This is a genomic window from Pantoea sp. SGAir0175 (assembly GCF_043547855.1).
Window position 1 is genome coordinate 890,007 of sequence record NZ_CP028081.1, and the last position, 19,654, is coordinate 909,660.

General features: G+C 61.3%; 10 protein-coding genes. 8 read left to right on the top strand and 2 right to left on the bottom strand.

The features are described from left to right. Positions 1-14: 14 nt before the first annotated feature. Positions 15-1,016, bottom strand: coding sequence for an HTH-type transcriptional regulator GalR (galR, locus tag C1N56_RS03975; RefSeq protein WP_166720495.1), 1,002 nt, complete (start codon positions 1,014-1,016; stop codon positions 15-17). Between the two features lie 196 nt (positions 1,017-1,212). Between galR and C1N56_RS03980 the strand changes: the two genes are divergently transcribed. From C1N56_RS03980 to lplT, 8 genes are all read left to right on the top strand, one after another. Then, a complete protein-coding gene (locus C1N56_RS03980) occupies positions 1,213-3,486 on the top strand; it encodes a molybdopterin-dependent oxidoreductase (protein ID WP_394517148.1) in 2,274 nt (757 codons plus the stop codon). Between the two features lie 311 nt (positions 3,487-3,797). After that, positions 3,798-5,528: a penicillin-binding transpeptidase domain-containing protein gene (locus C1N56_RS03985; RefSeq protein WP_021506690.1), complete on the top strand. Its 1,731-nt coding sequence runs from the start codon at positions 3,798-3,800 to the stop codon at positions 5,526-5,528. 443 nt (positions 5,529-5,971) lie between these two features. Then, positions 5,972-7,177 (top strand): MdtA/MuxA family multidrug efflux RND transporter periplasmic adaptor subunit, encoded by a 1,206-nt coding sequence (locus C1N56_RS03990; RefSeq protein WP_394517149.1) that lies wholly within the window; start codon positions 5,972-5,974, stop codon positions 7,175-7,177. Continuing rightward, a complete protein-coding gene (locus C1N56_RS03995; protein WP_394517150.1) occupies positions 7,174-10,323 on the top strand; it encodes a multidrug efflux RND transporter permease subunit in 3,150 nt (1,049 codons plus the stop codon). Before C1N56_RS03990 ends, C1N56_RS03995 begins: the two co-directional genes overlap by 4 nt. Further along, a complete protein-coding gene (locus tag C1N56_RS04000) occupies positions 10,320-13,421 on the top strand; it encodes an efflux RND transporter permease subunit (RefSeq protein WP_058780290.1) in 3,102 nt (1,033 codons plus the stop codon). The genes C1N56_RS03995 and C1N56_RS04000 overlap by 4 nt, the downstream gene beginning before the upstream one ends. 12 nt (positions 13,422-13,433) lie before the next feature. Further along, positions 13,434-14,825, top strand: coding sequence for an efflux transporter outer membrane subunit (locus C1N56_RS04005; RefSeq protein ID WP_394517448.1), 1,392 nt, complete (start codon positions 13,434-13,436; stop codon positions 14,823-14,825). A gap of 90 nt (positions 14,826-14,915) precedes the next feature. After that, on the top strand, positions 14,916-17,066 hold the full coding sequence (gene aas / locus C1N56_RS04010) for a bifunctional acyl-ACP--phospholipid O-acyltransferase/long-chain-fatty-acid--ACP ligase (RefSeq protein WP_394517151.1): 2,151 nt from the start codon (positions 14,916-14,918) through the stop codon (positions 17,064-17,066). Next, positions 17,063-18,253: a lysophospholipid transporter LplT gene (gene lplT / locus C1N56_RS04015; RefSeq protein WP_059012310.1), complete on the top strand. Its 1,191-nt coding sequence runs from the start codon at positions 17,063-17,065 to the stop codon at positions 18,251-18,253. The genes aas and lplT overlap by 4 nt, the downstream gene beginning before the upstream one ends. Positions 18,254-18,503: 250 nt before the next feature. Here the strand turns inward: lplT and C1N56_RS04020 are convergent, their stop codons facing one another. Continuing rightward, positions 18,504-19,544: an NADP(H)-dependent aldo-keto reductase gene (locus C1N56_RS04020; RefSeq protein WP_021506697.1), complete on the bottom strand. Its 1,041-nt coding sequence runs from the start codon at positions 19,542-19,544 to the stop codon at positions 18,504-18,506. Between the last annotated feature and the right edge of the window lie 110 nt (positions 19,545-19,654).

Below are 19,654 nucleotides of genomic sequence, written 5' to 3' on the forward strand. Positions count from 1 at the left end.
AAGCCCGCACCCGTTTAACCCGGTCCACCCACCGAATGCCGCCTGACCAGCGTCGGGCTAAACATATTGGTCACCTCCGGCAGCGCGGTGCCGTTGGCGAGCGCCAGCGCCAGCTGCGCGGCCTGCTGCGCCATGGTCACAATCGGATAGCGCACCGTGGTCAGGCGCGGACGCACGTAGCGCGACACCAGCACATCATCAAAGCCAATCAGCGACATCTCTTCGGGCACGCGAATGCCGTTATCGCTCAGCACCGCCAGCGCACCGGCGGCCATCGAATCGTTGTAGCACGCCACCGCGCTCACCTGCTTGCCGCGTCCGAGCAGTTCCGTCATTGCCTGCTCGCCACCGACCTCATCCGGTTCTCCCCACGCCACCAGCCGGTCGTTGCACGGCAGACCATGCTCCTTCAGCGCATCGTAGTAGCCCTGCAGCCGATCTTCGGCGTCAGAAATGGTGTGCGTCGAGCAGATAAAGGCGATCTGCGTATGACCCTGCTGAATCAGGTGGCGCGTGGCCAGCCAGGCGCCGTAGCGGTCATCCAGCGCAATGCAGCGTGACTCAAACCCCTGCAGCAGCCGGTTCAGCAGCACCATGCCCGGCACCTGCTTCATCAGCAGCTCTAAATCGTCATCGGGAATTTTCTTGGCGTGCACCACCAGCGCAGCGCAGCGATGGCGCATCAGCTGTTCAATCGCCTGACGCTCTTTCTGCTCATTATGGTAACCGTTACCAATCAGCAGAAAGTTGCCGGTTTGCCCGGCGACTTCATCGACCGCTTTCACCATCGCGCCAAAAAACGGGTCTGACACATCGCCTACCACCAGCCCGAGCGTTTCGGTGGATTGCTGCGCCAGCGCGCGGGCATTGGCGTTCGGGTGATACTGCAGCTGTTCCATGGCCAGGGTAACGGCGAGGCGCGAACTCTCGCTGGCTTTGGGCGAATTATTGATGACGCGGGACACGGTCGCGACCGACACCCCCGCCATGCGGGCAACATCCTTAATAGTAGCCATGCAATGGTCGACATCCGGGAAAACGTTTACACATGCTCTCAGTGTTACGGAAAAGCCCGGCAGCCGCAACCCGCCAGAATGTCAGCGCTGTCGCAAAAGTGCGGAAAATCAGACGCTCACGGTGAGGCTTTAGCCCGGTAACGGCACCGTGCTATGCTGCCAGCCTGAATCACACCTGCCTGCCGGACCCATAACCATGAAAACTCGTGTGCCGCACCTTGCGCATTGGGGCGCGTTTACCGCCGTCACCGAAAATCAGCGCCTGATTGCCTGCGAACCTTTCTTCGCCGATGCCGATCCTTCCCCGATGATCCACACTCTCCCTGAACTGGTGTACTCGGATAAACGCATCCGTCAGCCGATGGTGCGCCGTTCGTGGCTGAAGTCGCGTGAAAACAGCGATCGCACGCTGCGCGGCCGGGAGGATTTTGTCGCCGTGGACTGGGACACCGCGCTCGATCTGGTGGCGGAAGAGAACCGCCGGGTGCGCGACCGCTACGGCGCTTCCGGCATTTTCAACGGTTCGTACGGCTGGTCATCAGCCGGTCGCGTTAACCACGCGCGCACCCTGATTCGTCGCTTCTATTTCCAGGGCGGCGGTGGTGTTGATCAGCAGGGTAACTACAGCTGGGGCGCGGCACAGTTCTTTCTGCCGTACGTGATTGGCACTTATATGCCGCTCACCGGCCGCGTCACCGACTGGCCGCAGGTGGTGGAGCATGCAGAAATTTTCGTCGCCTTTGGCGGCCTGGCGCTGAAAAATGCGCAGGTGGCCTCCGGCGGCGCCGGCGAGCACAGCCTGAAACCGGCGCTGCAGCAGCTGAGCGCCAAAGGCACGCCGATCATTAACATCAGCCCGATGCGCGATGACTGCCCGGCATTCGTTAACGCCGAGTGGATTCCGATTCGCCCGAACACCGACGTGGCGCTGATGCTGGCGCTCGGCCATGAAATTACCCGCCGCAACGCTATCGATGAGGCTTTCCTCGCCAGCCACTGCACCGGCTGGCCGCAGCTGCGTGCCTATCTGCTGGGCGAAAGCGACGGCGTGGCGAAAACGCCCGCGTGGGCCAGTGCGATAACCGGCATCCCGGCAGCGCGTATCGCGCTGCTGGCGCAGCAGCTGGTGGGCAAACGCAGCTTCATCACCTGTGCTTATGCGGTGCAGCGCGCCCATCGCGGCGAGCAGCCGTACTGGATGATGATTGCGCTCTCGTCGATGCTGGGCCAGCCGGGACTGCCGGGCGGCGGCTTCTCTTTTGGCCATGGCTCGATGAACAGCGTCGGCAATGCGCGCCAGGAAGGCCCGGCGCCGCTGATGAGCACCGGCCCGAATCCGGCGAACCTGTCGATCCCGGTGGCGCGTATCAGCGACATGCTGCTCAATCCCGGCCAGCCGTATGCGTTTCAGGGCGAGACGCTGCACTATCCCGACATTCACCTGGTGCACTGGGCAGGCGGCAATCCGTTCCACCATCACCAGCAGCTCAACCGGCTGGTCGAGGGCTGGCAGCGCCCGGATACGGTCATCGTGCAGGATATCGTCTGGACGCCCGCGGCGCAGATGGCGGACATCGTGCTGCCGGCCACCACCACGCTGGAGCGCAACGACATTGGCGGCTCGTCGCGTGACCGCTTCGTGCTGGCGATGCACCAGGCGATTAAACCGCAGCATCAGGCGCGTAACGACTTTGATATTTTTGCCGATCTGGCCGATCGCCTTGGCTACCGTGATCGCTTTACCGAAGGACGCAACGAGATGCAGTGGATTGAGCATCTTTACCAGCAGTGCGCGCAGGCGCATGCGCAGCTGGACATCGCGTTCCCGGAGTTTGAGGCATTCTGGCAGCGCGGCTTTGTTGAGATTCCGCAGGGCGGCAAGCCGTACGTGTTTATGGATGATTTCCGCGCCGACCCGCAGGCGCATCCGATTCACACCGCCAGCGGCAAAATTGAGCTGTTTTGCCAGACCATCGCCGATTACCAGCTGGCGGATTTCGCCGGGCATCCGGAGTGGCGCGCGCCGCAGGAGTGGCTTGGCGCAGCGCTCAGCGCGCAGTTCCCGCTGCACATGATTTCGGTGCAGCCTGCGGATCGCCTGCACAGTCAGCTGGATGCCACCGCCACGGTGCAGGCCGGCAAAACTGCCGGTCACGAAACGCTGTATATGCACGTTGACGATGCCGCCGCGCGCGGTATCAGTGACGGCGATGAGATTGAAGTGAGCAACGCGCGTGGCCGTATGCTGGCTGGCGTTCGCCTGACGGACGGCCTGACGCCCGGCGTGGTGATCATCGCCACCGGTGCCTGGTTCGATCCCGGTTTTGGCAAAGCGTGGCAGCCGTGGGACCGCGCCGGCAACCCTAACGTGCTGACGCTCGACATCGGAACCTCGTCGTTAACTCAGGGCCCGAACGCCATGAGCTGCCTGGTGGAAATCAAAAAACACGCCAGTTGCACAATCGGCTAACAATCTCACCGCTGGTTACATTTTGCCGGTAACTGTTGCGTTTGAGTGATAGTTTCTGCGCTGAGCAACTTGCTACAGTCAGGGTCCCAGAGGTATTGATGGGTGAACATCAACAGTTTTCTTGATTACACCGACCTGCGCAGATGCGCAGGTTTTTTTTGCCTGCGATCTGCCGGTGTGATGCGTCCCGTTGCGGTGACCTCAATCGGGCATAAACGAACTGATACATTGTTTTCCTGTCAACTCGCTTTACCTTTCTTTATAACTGCAGCTAACCCCTTTGGATTCATCTTTTATCGCAGCGGATCGCCATGCCCCCGATTAAAAAATTTCTGGGAAAAGACCAGATTAAAGCCCCGTTTAACCCGTTTCGTTTTCGTCTGATTTGTCTGGGCGTATTAGGCTGCATGGGCCTGCTGCTGGCGCGCGTCGGCGATCTGCAGCTGATCAATCATCCGATGCTGGAGCACGAGGCCGACCAGCGCTCGCTGCGTACCGTGACGCTGCCGACCAACCGCGGCACGCTGCTCGACCGCGACGGCCAGGCGCTGGCGCTCAGCGTGCCATCGCGCGATATCATCGCCGATCCGCTGCGCGTGCTGGAGGCCAATCCCGATTTCACCAGCGCCAAATGGAGCTATCTGGCGGCGGCGCTGAATCTGCGACCGGACGAGCTGCGCGCGCAGATCACCGCCAATCCGAAAAAGCGCTTCCTCTATCTCGGGCGCAAAATCGAGCTGGGCATTGCCAAAGATATTGCAGAGCTGCATCTGAAAGGCATCAGTTCGGTGTATGACGACAGCCGTTTTTATCCGATGAGTGAGGCCGCGGCGCCGCTGATTGGCATCGTCGGGGCGGACAATAACGGGCTTAACGGGCTTGAGAAGGGCTTTGACCGGGTACTGCAGGGCGAGCCGGGTAAAGAGGTGTATCGCCAGGATGGGGACGGCAACATTATTGCGATGATCGATTACGAGCCGCCGAAGCAGCCGCCGACGGTGCAGCTCAGCATCGATAAGTTTGACCAGTTTACGTTGTACAGCAAGCTGCGCGACGGCGTGCTGCTCAACAAGGCCGATTCGGGCGCGGCGGTGCTGGTGAAGATCGACACCGGCGAAATCCTCGCTATGGCGTCTTATCCGTCGTTCAACCCCAACAATTATGACAACGCCACGCCAGCGCAAATGCGCAATACCGCCATCAACGACAGCTACGAGCCCGGTTCGACGGTGAAACCGCTGGTGGTGATGGAGGGGTTGCAGCGCCATCTGGTGCGCCCCGATTCGGTGATCGACACCACGCCCTACAGCGTCAACGGCCACCTGATCCGCGATGTCGGCCACTGGCCGCGCCTGACCATGACCGGCATTTTGCAGAAATCCAGCGACATCGGCGTCTCGCACATCGCGCTGGCAATGCCGGCGGAAGCGCTGGTGAACACCTATCAGGCGTTTGGTCTCGGCAAGCCGACCGGGCTGGGGCTGACCGGAGAGAGCGTGGGCTACTTCCCGCTGCATCGCCAGCGCTGGGCCGACATCGAGCGCGCCACTTTTTCGTTCGGTTACGGTCTGCGCGTAACGCCGCTGCAGATTGCGCGTGAATACGCCACGCTCGGTTCGTATGGCGTCTATCGCCCGCTGTCGATCACCAAAGTGACGCCACCGGTGCTGGGCAGGCAGGTGGCGGATCCGCAGATCGTGCAAACCGTGGTGCACATGCTGGAGAGTGACGTGCTGCCGGGCGGTACCGGGGTGAAAGCGGCGGTACCGGGCTACCGGCTGGCGACCAAAACCGGCACCGCGGAGAAGATGGGCAGCAGCGGCAAATATGACGGCGGCTATGTCAACTACACCGCCGGCATCGCGCCGGCCAGCCATCCGGAAGTGGCGCTGGTGGTGATGATTAACCATCCTACCGCCGGTGATCACTTTGGCGGCTCGGTGGCCGCGCCGGTATTTGGCAACATCATGGGGCCGGTGCTGAAACACATGAACGTGGCACCAGACGCGATTTACAGTAAACCGGCATCAGATAAATCTTAACGAAATCAGGATGTAAACGCGCAGTCGAGCTTTTCACACCTCGTTGCATTTCGCCGAACTCCGTTGCGATTTGCGGCTGTTATCCGCGCCGCCATTGCGCGACGATAAAGGTCCCAGAGGTATTGATTGGTGTGAAGATCGGCTGCTGTGGCAGCGATACCCTTGTGGTATTCACCCTGTTCGGTTGCACCGACCCACGCGGATGCGTGGGTTTTTTTTGCCTGTAAGTTGTCCTCCTCTCCCGTTTATAGCGCCTGCGCGCGCCATCACCGGCCGCTGCCGGGCGCGGTTTAAATCCTGCATCTCTTAACAAAACGCTTACGGTTTGCGTATAGAAAACGTTCTGGCGATCCGCCGATAATGCGCGTCGTGATGATTTTCGCTGAAATAATCCCCTGCTTACCGGGGGGTTTACCCACACTTTTGCTGATCTGAAGACGCTGATGACTATCCATGCTCCCCGTTCTGGTTTCTCCCGCTGGCTGAAATGGCTGCTTGTGTTGCTGGTGCTGCTGATCGCGGCAGGCGTGATCTGGCGTGTGGCAGGCGGCAAGCGGGGCGCAGCACCCGGCGACCTGCCGCCAGGCGGTCATCGCGGCGCGGCGCCGATGAGCGGCCCGGCAACGCTGGTGCACAGCGGCGTTGCCGCGACGGCCGACGTGCCGGTGTACCTGAATGCGCTCGGCACGGTGATCCCCAACGCCAGCGTCACCGTCACCAGCCGCGTGGCCGGGCAGTTGCAGCAGGTGTTCTTTACTGAAGGGCAGAAAGTCAGCGCCGGTCAGCTGCTGGCGCAGATCGATCCGCGCAGTTATCAGGCGACGCTGGCGCAGTATCAGGGCGATCTCAGCCAGAACCAGGCGCTACTGCACAGTGCGCAACTGACGCTGGCACGCTACAAAAAGCTGGCAGCGCAGGACTCGCTGTCGCGCCAGGATCTGGATAGCCAGATTGCTACCGTCGGCCAGTATCAGGGCGCGGTGGCGGCGGATCAGGCGCAAATCGCCAGCGCAAAACTGGATATTGAGTATGCCCGCATCACCTCGCCGATCAGCGGTCGCGTAGGCCTGCGGCTGGTCGATCCCGGCAATATGGTGCAGACCAGCGACACCACCGGCATTGTGGTGGTGACGCAAATGCAGCCTGCCGCCGTGACGTTCAGCGTGCCGCAGAGTTACATCGCGCAGCTGACGCGCGCACTGCGCAACGGCCAGAGCCTGCCCGCGACGGCCTTCGATCAGGACAACAGCAGCGTACTGGCGCAGGGTGAGGTGAAGTACATCAGCAATCAGATCGATACCAGCACCGGCACCATCGAACTGAAAGCCAGCTTTCCTAACCAGGACGAAGCGCTGTTTGCCAACCAGTTCGTTAATCTGCGTCTGCAAACCGACACGCTGAAAAACGCGACGGTGATCCCGGCGCAGGCGCTGCAGCTGAGCAGCGACGGGAGCTTTGTGTTTATTATCAACAAAGACAATAGCGTGACGCGCAAAGCGGTCACCACCGGACCGGCACTGGGGGAAGATCGTCAGGCGATCCTGCAGGGCGTGGCGCCAGGCGATCGTCTGGTGACCGAGGGAATCGATCGTCTGACTAACGGCAGCAAAGTCCAGCTGGCTGACGACAGCAAAAGTACCCAGCCATGAATCCGTCTCGTCTGTTTATCCTGCGCCCGGTGGCGACGATTCTGCTGATGATCGGCGTGCTGATCGCCGGCCTGTTCGCTTATCGCTTTCTCTCCACCTCGGCGCTGCCGCAGGTGGATTATCCGACCATTCAGGTTACTACCCTTTATCCTGGCGCCAGCCCGGACGTGATGGCCTCATCCGTAACCTCGCCGCTGGAGCGTCAGCTCGGTCAGATGGCCGGTCTTAGCCAGATGACGTCTGCCAGCTCGGGCGGGTCATCGATTATCACCCTGAAGTTCAGCCTCGATCTGTCGCTTGACGTCGCTGAACAGGAAGTTCAGGCGGCAATCAACGCGGCGAATAATCTGTTACCGGACGATCTGCCCAATCCGCCGACATATAAAAAGGTCAATCCGGCCGACAGTGCGGTGATCACGCTGGCCGCCAGTTCCGACACGCTGCCGCTGACTGAAGTGCAGGATCTGGTGAACACGCGCGTGGCGCTGAAGCTGTCGCAAATCAACGGTGTGGGGATGGTGACCCTGGCGGGCGGCAATCAGCCGGCGATTCGCGTGCAGATGGATCCAAAAGCGCTGGCGGCGCACAAGCTGTCGCTGGAAGACGTCAATACGCTGATCGCCAACAGCAACGTCAACGGTTCGAAAGGCGGCTTCGACGGCAAATATCACTCGGTGACCATCGACGCCAACGACCAGCTGCGCACCGCGGTCGAATACGGCAATCTGATTCTCACCTGGCAGAACGGTGCGGCGCTGCGGCTGAAAGATATCGCCCATATCGAACAGGGGCCGGAGAATCGCTTTCAGTCGGCATGGGCCAATAACCGTCCGGCGATTGTCATCAGCGTGCAGCGCCAGCCCGGCGCCAACGTCATTCAGGTGGTGGATAGCATTAAAAAGCAGCTGCCCGTACTGCAGGCGGCGCTGCCGGATGGCGTGAAAATGCGCGTGCTCGCCGATCGCACGCAGACCATCCGCGCCTCGATCAGCGACGTACAGTTTGAACTGATGCTGTCGATCGCACTGGTGGTGATGGTGACCTTCCTGTTTCTGCGCAACGTGGCGGCGACGCTGATTCCCAGCGTGGCAGTACCGCTGTCGCTGATTGGCACCTTTGGCGTGATGTATCTCGCCGATTTCAGCCTCAACAACCTGTCGCTGATGGCGCTGACCATCGCCACCGGGTTTGTCATTGATGACGCGATTGTGGTGGTGGAGAACATTTCGCGCCGGCTGGAGCAGGGCGAAACGCCAATGCAGGCGGCGCTGAAAGGCTCGCAGCAGATTGGCTTCACCATTATTTCCCTGACGTTTTCCCTGATTGCGGTCCTGATTCCGCTGCTGTTTATGGGCGATGTGGTCGGACGACTGTTCCGCGAATTCGCCATCACCCTGGCCGTGTCGATTCTGGTGTCGATGGTGGTGTCGCTAACGCTGACGCCGATGCTGTGTGCCTGGCTGTTAAGGCATATTCCTGAGGCGCAGCAGTCACGCTTTGCGCGCAAAGGCGGCGAGCTGTTTGACAAACTTGTGCGCGGCTATGACCGCCTGCTCAGCGTGGTGCTCAACCACCAGAAGCTGACGCTGCTGGTGGCGCTGGCAACCTTTGCACTCACTGCGCTGCTGTATCTGGCCATCCCGAAAGGGTTCTTTCCCACCCAGGATACCGGGCTGATTCAGGGGGTGACCGTGGCGTCGCAGGATGTCTCCTTCACGGCGATGGCGCAGCGTCAGCAGTCGCTGGCAACGGTGATCCTGCAAAATCCGGCGGTCGAGAGTGTGTCCTCAACCATTGGTATCGACGGCAATAACACCAGTCTCAATAGCGGGCGCCTGCAGATCAACCTGAAAGCGTTTGACCAGCGCGACGTCAAAGCCGATGAGGTGATTGCGCAGCTACAGCAGGCGGCGCGCCAGGTCGCCGGCATTCAGCTTTATCTACAGCCAGCACAGGACCTGACGGTCAACGATCAGGTGACGCCGAGCCAGTACCAGTTCACCCTTGATGATGCCGACAGCGAAAACCTGGTGCGCTGGACGCCGCAGCTGATAGCTGCGCTGCAGCAGCGCCCGGAGTTAAATGGCGTGGTCAGCAACCTGCAGGATCAGGGGCGCGTGGCCTATGTGGAGCTGAATCGCGATAAAGCGGCGCGCTACGGCATCACGGCAGCTGACGTCGATACCGCGCTGTACAACAGCTTTGGGCAGCGGCTGGTTTCCACCATTTTTACCCAGGCGAATCAGTATCGCGTGGTGCTGGAAGTGGCGCCGCAGTATCAGCAGTCGCCGGCGTCATTTGATGACGTTTATCTGCCGGTGAGCAGCAGTGCATCAACCAGCAGCGACAGCGACAGTGAGACCACCACCACCGGCATGGTGAAACTCACCGCCATCGCCAGCGTGCATGCGCGGACCGGAGCGCTGATGCACATGCGCCTGAATCAGTTCCCGGCGGTGATGGTGTCGTTCAATCTTAACCCCGGTTATTCGCTGGAGGATGGACAGCAGGCGATTGCGCAGGTCACGCAGCAGCTTAAAATGCCCGCCAGCATAACGCTGCGCTATCAGGGTGAAACCGCGGCGTTTCAGAGCGCCACCGGCAATACGCTGTGGCTGATTCTGGCGGCGCTGATCACCATGTACGTGGTGCTGGGCATTCTGTATGAAAGCTTTATTCATCCGGTGACCATTCTCTCCACGCTGCCGTCGGCGGCGGTCGGGGCGCTGCTGACGCTGATGCTGGCGGGCAGCGAATTCAGCCTGATCGCGCTGATTGGCGTCATTCTGCTGATTGGCATCGTCAAAAAGAACGCCATTATGATGATCGACTTCGCGCTGGAGGCGCAGCACAAGCAGCATATGACGCCGCGCGCAGCGATCCATCAGGCCTGCCTGCTGCGCTTCCGGCCGATTCTGATGACCACCATGGCGGCGCTGCTTGGGGCGCTGCCGCTGATGCTGGCCTCCGGTTCGGGTGCTGAACTGCGTCAGCCGCTCGGGCTGGTGATTGTCGGTGGCCTGCTGGTGAGCCAGGTGCTGACGCTGTTCTCCACCCCGGTAATCTATCTGTGGTTTGATGGGCTGGCGCAGCGCGGTAAGCGCTACGTGCAGCGCCGGCAGCAGCAGGCGCGGGGCGAGCCATGAACATCACCCGGCTGTTTATCTTTCGCCCGGTTGCCACGCTGCTGCTGACGCTGGCGATCCTGCTGCTCGGGGCGCTGGGCTACCGGCTGCTGCCCGTCGCGCCGCTGCCCCAGGTGGATTTTCCTACCATCATGGTCAGCGCCAGCCTGGCCGGCGCCAGCCCGGAAACCATGGCGGCCACGGTGGCGACACCGCTGGAGCGTTCGCTCGGCCAGATTGCCGGTGTGACGGAGATGACGTCGACCAGCTCGCAGGGCTCGACCAGCGTGATACTGCAGTTTGAATTAGACCGCGATATCAATGGCGCGGCGCGCGACGTACAGGCGGCGATAAACGCGGCGCGCAGCCTGTTACCGAGTGCCATGGAGTCGCTGCCGACCTATCGCAAAGCGAATCCCTCGGACGCGCCGATTGTGATGCTGGCGCTTACCTCCGCCACGCGCACGCCGGGTGAACTGTATGACCTCGCCGAAAGCAAAATTGAACAGGCGATGGGGCAGGTCAGGGGCGTAGGCGAGGTGTCGCTGATGGGCAGCGCGCTGCCGGCGGTCCGCATCGATCTGCAGCCGCAACAGCTGACGCACTATGGCATTGCGCTGGATACGGTGCGCAGCGCCGTCGCCAGCAGCACCACCAATCTGCCGAAAGGCATGCTGCAGGGCAGCAGCCAGTCCTGGATGGTGGACGGCAACGGCCAGCTGGACAAAGCGGCACAGTACCGCGACCTGATAGTCAGCTACCACGCGGGTAAGGCGGTGCGACTGCATGACGTCGCCACGGTGTATGACTCGGTGGAGGATCAGTATCAGGCCGGCTTTCTCAATTCACAGCCGTCGGTGATGATCGCCATCAAGCGTCAGGCCGGCGCTAACATGCTCGACACCATTGATGCCATCAAAGCGCAGCTGCCACAGCTGGAGAAAGATCTGCCTGCCGATACCCAGCTCAAAGTGGTGGTAGACCGTTCGCCAACGGTGCGCGCCTCCCTGTATGACACCGAAGAGACGCTGCTGGTGGCGATGCTGCTGGTGATTGCCGTGGTATTTGTCTTCCTGCGTAATCTGCAGGCGGTGGTGATTCCGGCGCTGGCGCTGCCGGTGTCGCTGATTGGCACCTGCGCGGTGATGTATCTGCTCGGCTACAGTCTCGATAACCTGTCGCTGATGGCGCTGATCATCGCCACGGGCTTTGTTGTTGATGACGCCATCGTGGTGCTGGAAAATATCACCCGGCATATCGAAGCCGGTCTGAGTCCGCTGCGTGCCGCCCTGCGCGGTGCCCATGAGGTGAGCTTTACGGTGCTGTCGATGACGGTGTCGCTGGTGGCGGTGTTTATCCCGATTCTGCTAATGGGCAGTATTGTTGGCCGCCTGTTCCGGGAATTTGCGGTGACGCTGACGGTCTCGCTGCTGATCTCCATGTTTGTCTCGCTCAGCCTGACCCCGATGCTGTGCGCCCGGCTGCTGCGGCCGAAGCCGCAGGTCACCCGGCGGCCGCATCCGCTCTATCAGCTAATCGAAAATGCGCTCAACGCGCTGCTGGCCGCCTACGCGCGTGGCCTGGCGTGGGTGATGGCGCACCAGAAGATCACCCTGCTGAGTTTGCTGCTCACCGTGCTGCTCAATCTGTTTCTGTTTAGCGTGGTGCAAAAGGGCTTTTTCCCCAATCAGGACACCGGCCTGCTGATGGGCGCCCTGCGCGCTGACCAGAACATCTCCTTCCAGGCGATGAAGCCAAAGATGCTGGCGTTCACCAAAATCATTGAGGCCGATCCGGCGGTAGACAGCGTGATGTCGTCAATGGGCAGCGGCATGTTTGGCTCGCGCAATAGCGCCAACTTTTTTGTCCGGCTGAAAGATTTTGACCAGCGCAGCGCCAGTGCCACCGAAGTGGCTAACCGGCTGAGCCAGAAAACCCGCCATATTGCCGGGGCGCAGCTGTTCCTGATGGCCGCGCAGGATCTGCACATCGGCGGGCGCAGCGCCAACGCCACTTATCAGTACAGCCTGCAGGCTGACGATCTCGACCTGCTGCGCCGCTGGACGCCGAAAGTCCAGGCGGCGCTGGCCGCGATACCGCAACTCAACAGCGTGGATTCCGATGCGCAAACCGGCGGACAGGAGGTGGTGATCAACATCGATCGCGACCGCGCCACGCGGCTGGGCGTTAACGTGCAGATGCTGGACACGCTGCTGAACAATGCCTTTAGCCAGCGACAGATTGCCACGCTCTATCACACGCTCAATCAGTACCATGTGGTGATGGCCCTGCAGGATAGCGACACGCGCGATCCGGCCATGTTGCAACAACTGTATGTGATTAACGACAGTGGCGATCGCGTGCCGCTGGCGGCCTTTGCCCGCTTCAGCGGCGGCAACGCGCCGCTGTCGGTTGCGCATCAGGGCCAGTCAGCGACCAGCACCATCGCCTTCAACCTCAACGACGGCGTGTCGCTGGAGCAGGCGCAGACGCTGATTAAGCAAGCGATGGCGCAGCTGGGGTTGCCCTCGAGCATTCAGGCGGGCTTTGCCGGCACTGCCGCAGCGTTCTCTCAGCTCACCGCCACTATGCCGTGGCTGATTATTGCGGCGCTGGCGGCGGTGTATATCGTCCTGGGCGTGCTGTATGAGAGTTACATTCACCCGCTGACCATTCTCTCCACGCTGCCGTCGGCAGGCGTCGGGGCGCTGCTGCTATTGCTGCTGACCAATACGCAGCTGACGGTGATTGCGCTGATCGGCATCATTTTGCTGATCGGTATCGTCAAGAAAAACGCCATCATGATGATTGATTTTGCCCTGCACGCCGAGCGCAGCCAGGGGCTGTCGCCGCAGCAGGCGATTACGCAGGCGTGCCTGATGCGCTTTCGGCCGATCATGATGACCACGCTGGCCGCCTTCTTCGGCGCTCTGCCGCTGGCGCTGGGCAGCGGTGGCGACGCTGATTTACGCAGTCCGCTGGGGATTGCCATTGCCGGCGGTCTGGCCCTGAGCCAGCTGCTGACCCTGTTTACCACGCCAGTGGTCTATCTCTGGCTGGATCGTCTCAGCCGCGCCACCCAGCGTCAGTGGCGGCGCGTGCGTCATGTGGAATCCTGATTGATGAAAATGATGAACATTGGCGCGCTGACGGCGGCGCTACTGGTTGCTGGCTGTAGCGTTGGCCCCGATTATCAGCGTCCGGCGATGGCGCTGCCGACGCATTATAAAGAGGCCAAAGGCTGGACGCAGGCCACGCCGCAGGACGCCAGTCGCAAAGGGGAGTGGTGGACGGTGTATCACGATGCCACCTTGTCCAGCCTGCTGCGCCAGGTGAGCATCTCTAACCAGAACGTCGCCAGTTATGCGGCGCAGTATCGCGAAGCCCAGGCGCTGAGCGCGCAGTCGCGCGCGGCGCTGTTTCCCTCACTCGACTACGATGCCAGCAGCACGCGCAGCGGCAGCCGTGCCAGCACCAGCGGTCAGCGCAGCGTCAGCAACAGCCACAGCGCTACGCTGAATGCCAGCTGGGAGCTGGATCTGTGGGGCAAACTGCGCCGCACCCAGGAAGAGGATAAGGCCAGCGCGCAGGCCAGTCAGGCTGAACTGGCCAATGTCACGCTGAGCGCCCAGTCAGAGCTGGCGCAGGACTATTTTCAGCTGCGCATCATCGACGAAAAGATCGCGCTCTATCAGCGCAGCATTGAAGCTTATCAGCGCTATCTCAGCGTGATTAACAACAAGTACCGCGCCGGTAGCGAATCCCGCGCCACCCTGGCGCAGGCACAGATGCAGCTGGAGAGCGCCCGCGCTTCGGCGCAGGATTATCAGTGGCAGCGCGCGCAACTGGAGCACGCGGTGGCGCTGCTGCTGGGGCGTGCGCCAGCCGACTTTACGTTGCCGGTGGCGAAGCTGGATGCCACGCTGCCGTCCATTCCGCAGAGCCTGCCTTCGGCGTTGCTGCAGCGCCGTCCGGACATCGCCTATGCCGAACGTAACGTGGCGGCCGCCAACGCGGCGGTCGGGGTGGCGATTGCCGGTTATTATCCCGACCTGACGCTCAGCGCCAGCGGTGGCGTGACCGCCTCAGCGATCCACAGCTTATTGTCGCTGCCGAATCGCGCCTGGTCGCTGGGGCCGGAGCTCAGCGGTACGCTGCTCGACTTTGGCGCGACCTCGGCGAAAGTGGCGCAGGCGCGTGCCGCCTATGATGCCAGCGTGGCCACTTATCGCCAGACGGTGCTGAGCGCGCTGGGAGAAGTGGAAGATAACCTGGTGGAACTGAATACCCTGCAGGGGGAAATCGCCGCGCAGCAGCGCGCCGCCGTGGCGGCACAGGCGTCAGCACGCGTAACGCGCAACCAGTATGACGCCGGCATGATTGATTACCTTGATGTCGCTACCACGGAAAACAGCAGCCTGAGCGAGCAACAGAGCCTGCTGTCGCTGCAGAGCAGCCAGTGGGTGAGTAGCGTGGCGCTGATCGCCGCGCTGGGCGGCGGCTGGCAGGGCGAATCACCCTGAATTCATCACGATAAATCACTGCGCTACTTGTCGAACATCCCCGGATCCTGCAAGGTAAGAACCATTTTTTACCGCTGCTAAGGAGCTGGCATGCTATTTACCGTTCTGCGTTTCCTCTGTCGCCTGTTATGGCGCGTTGAGCTGCGTGGCGATCTGACTGCCCTGCACAAAGAAAAAGTGCTGATCACGCCAAACCATATGTCGTTTCTCGATGGCGTGCTGCTGGCGCTGTTTCTGCCCATCAAACCGGTGTTCGCCGTCTATTCCTCGATCAGCGAACAGTGGTATATGCGCCTGCTCAGGCCGGTCATCGACTTCGTACCGCTCGACCCCACCAAACCGATGTCGATCAAACATCTGGTGCGCATGATCAACGAAGGGCGTCCGGTGGTGATCTTTCCGGAAGGGCGCATTACCGTCACCGGCTCATTGATGAAAATCTACAGCGGCGCTGGCTTCGTCGCTGCGAAATCCGCCGCCACCGTGGTGCCGATGCGTATTGAAGGCGCAGAGTACACGCCGTTTGGCCGCCTGGCCGGGGTATTTAAACGTCGCCTGTTCCCGCGCATTACCCTGACGGTGCTGCCGGCCACGGTAATTCCTATGCCGGAAGCGAAACGCGCGCGCGACCGCCGCGTGCTGGCCGGTGAGCATTTACATCATGTGATGATGGAAGCGCGCATGGCGGTGCGCCCGCGCGAAACGCTGTTCGACGCTTTTCTCAATGCGCGCACCCGTTACGGGCTGAGCAAACCCTGCATCGAAGACATCAACTTTAAGCCGGACAGCTACACCGGGCTGCTGAAAAAAGCGCTCGGTGTCGGACGCATTCTGGAGCGCTACAGCCAGCAGGGCGAATTCGTAGGCCTGCTGCTGCCGAACGCCACGGTGACCGCGGCAGCGATTCTGGGAGCTTCACTGCGCGGTCGCGTGCCGGCCATGCTCAACTACACCGCCGGCATCAACGGCATGCGCGCGGCGCTGACCGCCTCGCAGGTGAAAACCGTGTTTACCTCGCGCCAGTTCCTCGAGAAGGGCAACCTGTGGCACCTGCCGCAGGGGCTGACGGAGGTGCAGTGGATCTATCTGGAGGATCTGAAAGATACCGTCACGCTGCAGGACAAACTGTGGATCCTCGCGCACCTGCTGCTGCCACGCCGGGCACAGGTTGCCCAGCAGCCAGAAGACGCGGCAATGGTGCTGTTTACCTCCGGCTCGGAAGGCAATCCCAAAGGTGTGGTGCACTCGCACAAAAGCCTGCTGGCGAATGTGGAGCAGATTCGCACCGTGGCGGATTTCACCCCGCGCGATCGCTTTATGTCGGCGCTGCCGCTGTTCCACGCCTTCGGCCTCACCGTCGGGCTGTTCACGCCGCTGCTGACCGGCGCGCAGGTATTTCTCTATCCCAGCCCGCTGCACTATCGCATTGTGCCGGAACTGGTATACGACCGTAACTGCACCGTGCTGTTTGGCACCTCCACCTTCCTCGGCAACTATGCGCGCTTTGCCAGCCCGTACGATTTCGCCCGGCTGCGCTACGTCGTCGCCGGTGCCGAGAAGCTGCAGGAAGGCACGCGCCAGATCTACATGGAGAAGTACGGCATTCGCATCCTCGAAGGTTACGGCGTGACCGAATGTGCACCGGTGGTGGCAATCAACGTACCAATGGCCGCCAAATCGCATACCGTAGGCCGTATTCTGCCGGGCATGGATTCACGTCTGATTGCGGTACCCGGTATTGAGCAGGGCGGACGGCTGCAGCTGCGCGGTCCGAATGTGATGAACGGCTACCTGCGGGTGGAAAACCCCGGCGTGCTGGAGCCACCGGTGGCGGATAACGGCGAAGGCGAACAGGAAGCTGGCTGGTACGATACCGGGGATATTGTCAGCTTTGACGAGGGCGGTTTCTGTCAGATTCAGGGGCGCGCTAAACGCTTCGCCAAAATCGCCGGAGAGATGGTGTCGCTGGAGAGCGTGGAGCAGATTGCCCTGAAAGCCTCGGCGGAGAAACAGCACGCGGCGTCGCTGCGGCCCGATGGCCAGCGTGGCGAAGCGCTGGTGCTGTTTACCACCGACAGTGAACTCAGCCGCGACCGGCTGCAGCAGGCCGCGCGTGAGTTGGGGGCGCCAGAGCTGGCCGTGCCGCGCGACATTCGCTACATGAAACAACTGCCGATGCTGGGCAGCGGTAAACCAGACTACGTCAGCCTGAAACAGCTGGCAGAAGAGGAGCGGGCATGAGTCAGTCGGTGAATCCGGACGCCCCGTTGCTGTCGCGCAGTATGCTGGCGGTGATCGTGGCACAGTTTTTCTCTGCCTTTGGCGACAACGCGCTGCTGTTCGCCACGCTGGCGCTGCTGAAAAGTCAGTTCTATCCGGACTGGAGCCAGCCGATCCTGCAGATGCTGTTTGTGGCCACTTACATTCTGCTCGCGCCGTTTGTCGGGCAGATGGCCGACAGCTTTGCCAAAGGGCGGGTGATGATGTTTGCCAACAGCCTTAAGCTGCTCGGTGCGCTGGTGATCTGCTTCGGCTTTAATCCGTTTCTCGGCTACACGCTGGTGGGCGTCGGCGCGGCGGCGTATTCGCCGGCGAAATACGGCATCCTGACGGAGATCACCAGCGGCGCGCGGCTGGTGAAAGCCAACGGGCTGATGGAGTCGTCGACTATCGCGGCGATTTTGCTCGGCTCGGTGGCAGGCGGCGTGCTCGCCGACTGGCATCTGCTGGCAGCACTGGTGGTGTGTGCACTCACTTACGCACTGGCGGTGGTGGCGAACCTGTTCATTCCGCGTCTGCAGGCAGCGCGCCCCGGCCAGAGCTGGCACGCTGGCGCGATGCTGCGCAGCTTTATCGCCTCGGCACAGCTGCTGTGGCGTAACGGGGAAACCCGCTTCTCGCTGCTCGGCACCAGCCTGTTCTGGGGCGCTGGCGTCACGCTGCGCTTCCTGCTGGTACTGTGGGTGCCGGTGGCGCTCGGCATCACGGACAACAAAACGCCGACCACGCTAAATGCCATGGTGGCGATCGGTATTGTTATCGGCGCGGCCGCGGCGGCAAAACTGGTCACGCTGCAAACGGTGCGGCGCTGCATGCCGGCCGGCGTGCTGATTGGCGTGATGGTGGTGCTGTTCTCGCTGCAGCATAGCCTGCTGAATGCGTATCTGCTACTGATGCTGATTGGTGCGCTTGGCGGCTTCTTTGTGGTGCCGCTCAACGCGCTGTTGCAGGAGCGCGGCAAAGATACCGTGGGTTCAGGCAACGCGATTGCGGTGCAAAACCTGGGTGAGAACAGCGCGATGCTGCTGATGCTGGGGCTGTATACTGTGGCGATTAAGCTGGGTGCGCCGGCGGTCGCGACGGGCGTGGGCTTCGGCGCGCTGTTCGCCATGGCGATTGCCGTGCTGTGGTGGAGAACGCGTCGCTGAGCGGCGCAGAAAGGGACCAGGTCGCCATGAATGGCGACCCTACCCTGGCCCGGCGCGTACGCCAAAACCACAGCAGGTACGCGAGGGTAACACAAACCCTGTAGGGTGCGCGTTAACGCGCACCAAAACCGCAGCAGATACGCGAAGGTAACAAACCCTGTAGGGTGCGCGTTAACACGCACCAAAACCGCAGCAGGTACGCGAGGGTAACAAACCCCTGTAGGGTGCGCGTTAACGCGCACCAGGGAGATTACGGTGCCGGATACGTGTACTGGCGGTGAATCGCTTCCAGCGCCTCTAACACCTCGCCGCTCAGCGTCAGGTTGAAACTCTCCACGTTAACCTTCAGCTGTTCCATGGTGGTGGCACCGAGCAGGGTGCTGGCCACAAACGGCTGCTGCCGCACATAGGCCAGCGCCATCTGTGACGGATCCAGGTTGTGCTGTTTCGCCAGTGCCACGTAGGCAGCAATCGCCTGCTGTGACTGCTCGCCGCTGTAGCGGGTAAAGCGGCTGAACAGCGTATTGCGCGCGCCGGCCGGTTTCGCCCCGTTGAGGTATTTGCCGCTCAGCGTACCAAAGGCCAGGCTGGAATAGGCCAGCAGTTCCACGCCCTCATGCTGGCTAATCTCTGCCAGACCCACTTCAAAACTGCGGTTCAGCAGGCTGTACGGATTCTGAATGGTGACGATACGCGGCAGCTCGTGCTTCTCCGCCAGCTGCAGGTAGCGCATTACGCCCCAGGCCGTTTCGTTCGAGACGCCAATGTAACGGATCTTGCCCGCGCGCACCTGTTCGGTCAGCGCTTCCAGCGTCTCCAGCAGCGTAACGGTGGCGGTATTATCACTGTACTGATAACCGAGCTTGCCAAAGTAGTTGGTCTGGCGCTGCGGCCAGTGCAGCTGGTAGAGGTCGAGGTAATCGGTATTAAGGCGCTTCAGGCTGGCGTCCAGCGCTTCGCGGATGTTCTTGCGATCCAGCGCCTGGTTGGGGCGAATCAGCGCATCGCTGCCGCGCACCGGGCCGGCGACTTTACTCGCCAGAATGATTTTGTCGCGGCTGCCACGCTTTTGCAGCCAGCTGCCAATGTATTTTTCAGTCAGGCCCTGGGTTTCCGGACGCGGTGGCACCGGATACATCTCGGCGGTATCAATCAGGTTAATACCCTGGCTAACGGCGTAATCAAGCTGCTGGTGGGCGTCGGCTTCGCTATTCTGCTCACCAAACGTCATCGTGCCTAACCCCAGCTGACTGACTTCCAGCGTGCTATGGGGGATACGGTGATAATGCATTGCCGGCTTCCTTTTTTCATTATGAAACGGAATGTTGTGTTCTCTGGGACTATAGCCTGTGAAGTGGCGCAGAAGGAAGGGGGGAAAGTTCGGGAAATCGCCTGCACAGG

What these genes read in the sequence shown, in the direction of transcription:
- galR (WP_166720495.1), bottom strand. Translation starts at nt 1,016, where the DNA reads ATGGCTACTATTAAGGATGTTGCCCGCATGGCGGGGGTGTCGGTCGCG.
- C1N56_RS03980 (WP_394517148.1), top strand. Translation starts at nt 1,213, where the DNA reads ATGAAAACTCGTGTGCCGCACCTTGCGCATTGGGGCGCGTTTACCGCC.
- C1N56_RS03985 (WP_021506690.1), top strand. Translation starts at nt 3,798, where the DNA reads ATGCCCCCGATTAAAAAATTTCTGGGAAAAGACCAGATTAAAGCCCCG.
- C1N56_RS03990 (WP_394517149.1), top strand. Translation starts at nt 5,972, where the DNA reads ATGACTATCCATGCTCCCCGTTCTGGTTTCTCCCGCTGGCTGAAATGG.
- C1N56_RS03995 (WP_394517150.1), top strand. Translation starts at nt 7,174, where the DNA reads ATGAATCCGTCTCGTCTGTTTATCCTGCGCCCGGTGGCGACGATTCTG.
- C1N56_RS04000 (WP_058780290.1), top strand. Translation starts at nt 10,320, where the DNA reads ATGAACATCACCCGGCTGTTTATCTTTCGCCCGGTTGCCACGCTGCTG.
- C1N56_RS04005 (WP_394517448.1), top strand. Translation starts at nt 13,434, where the DNA reads ATGAACATTGGCGCGCTGACGGCGGCGCTACTGGTTGCTGGCTGTAGC.
- aas (WP_394517151.1), top strand. Translation starts at nt 14,916, where the DNA reads ATGCTATTTACCGTTCTGCGTTTCCTCTGTCGCCTGTTATGGCGCGTT.
- lplT (WP_059012310.1), top strand. Translation starts at nt 17,063, where the DNA reads ATGAGTCAGTCGGTGAATCCGGACGCCCCGTTGCTGTCGCGCAGTATG.
- C1N56_RS04020 (WP_021506697.1), bottom strand. Translation starts at nt 19,544, where the DNA reads ATGCATTATCACCGTATCCCCCATAGCACGCTGGAAGTCAGTCAGCTG.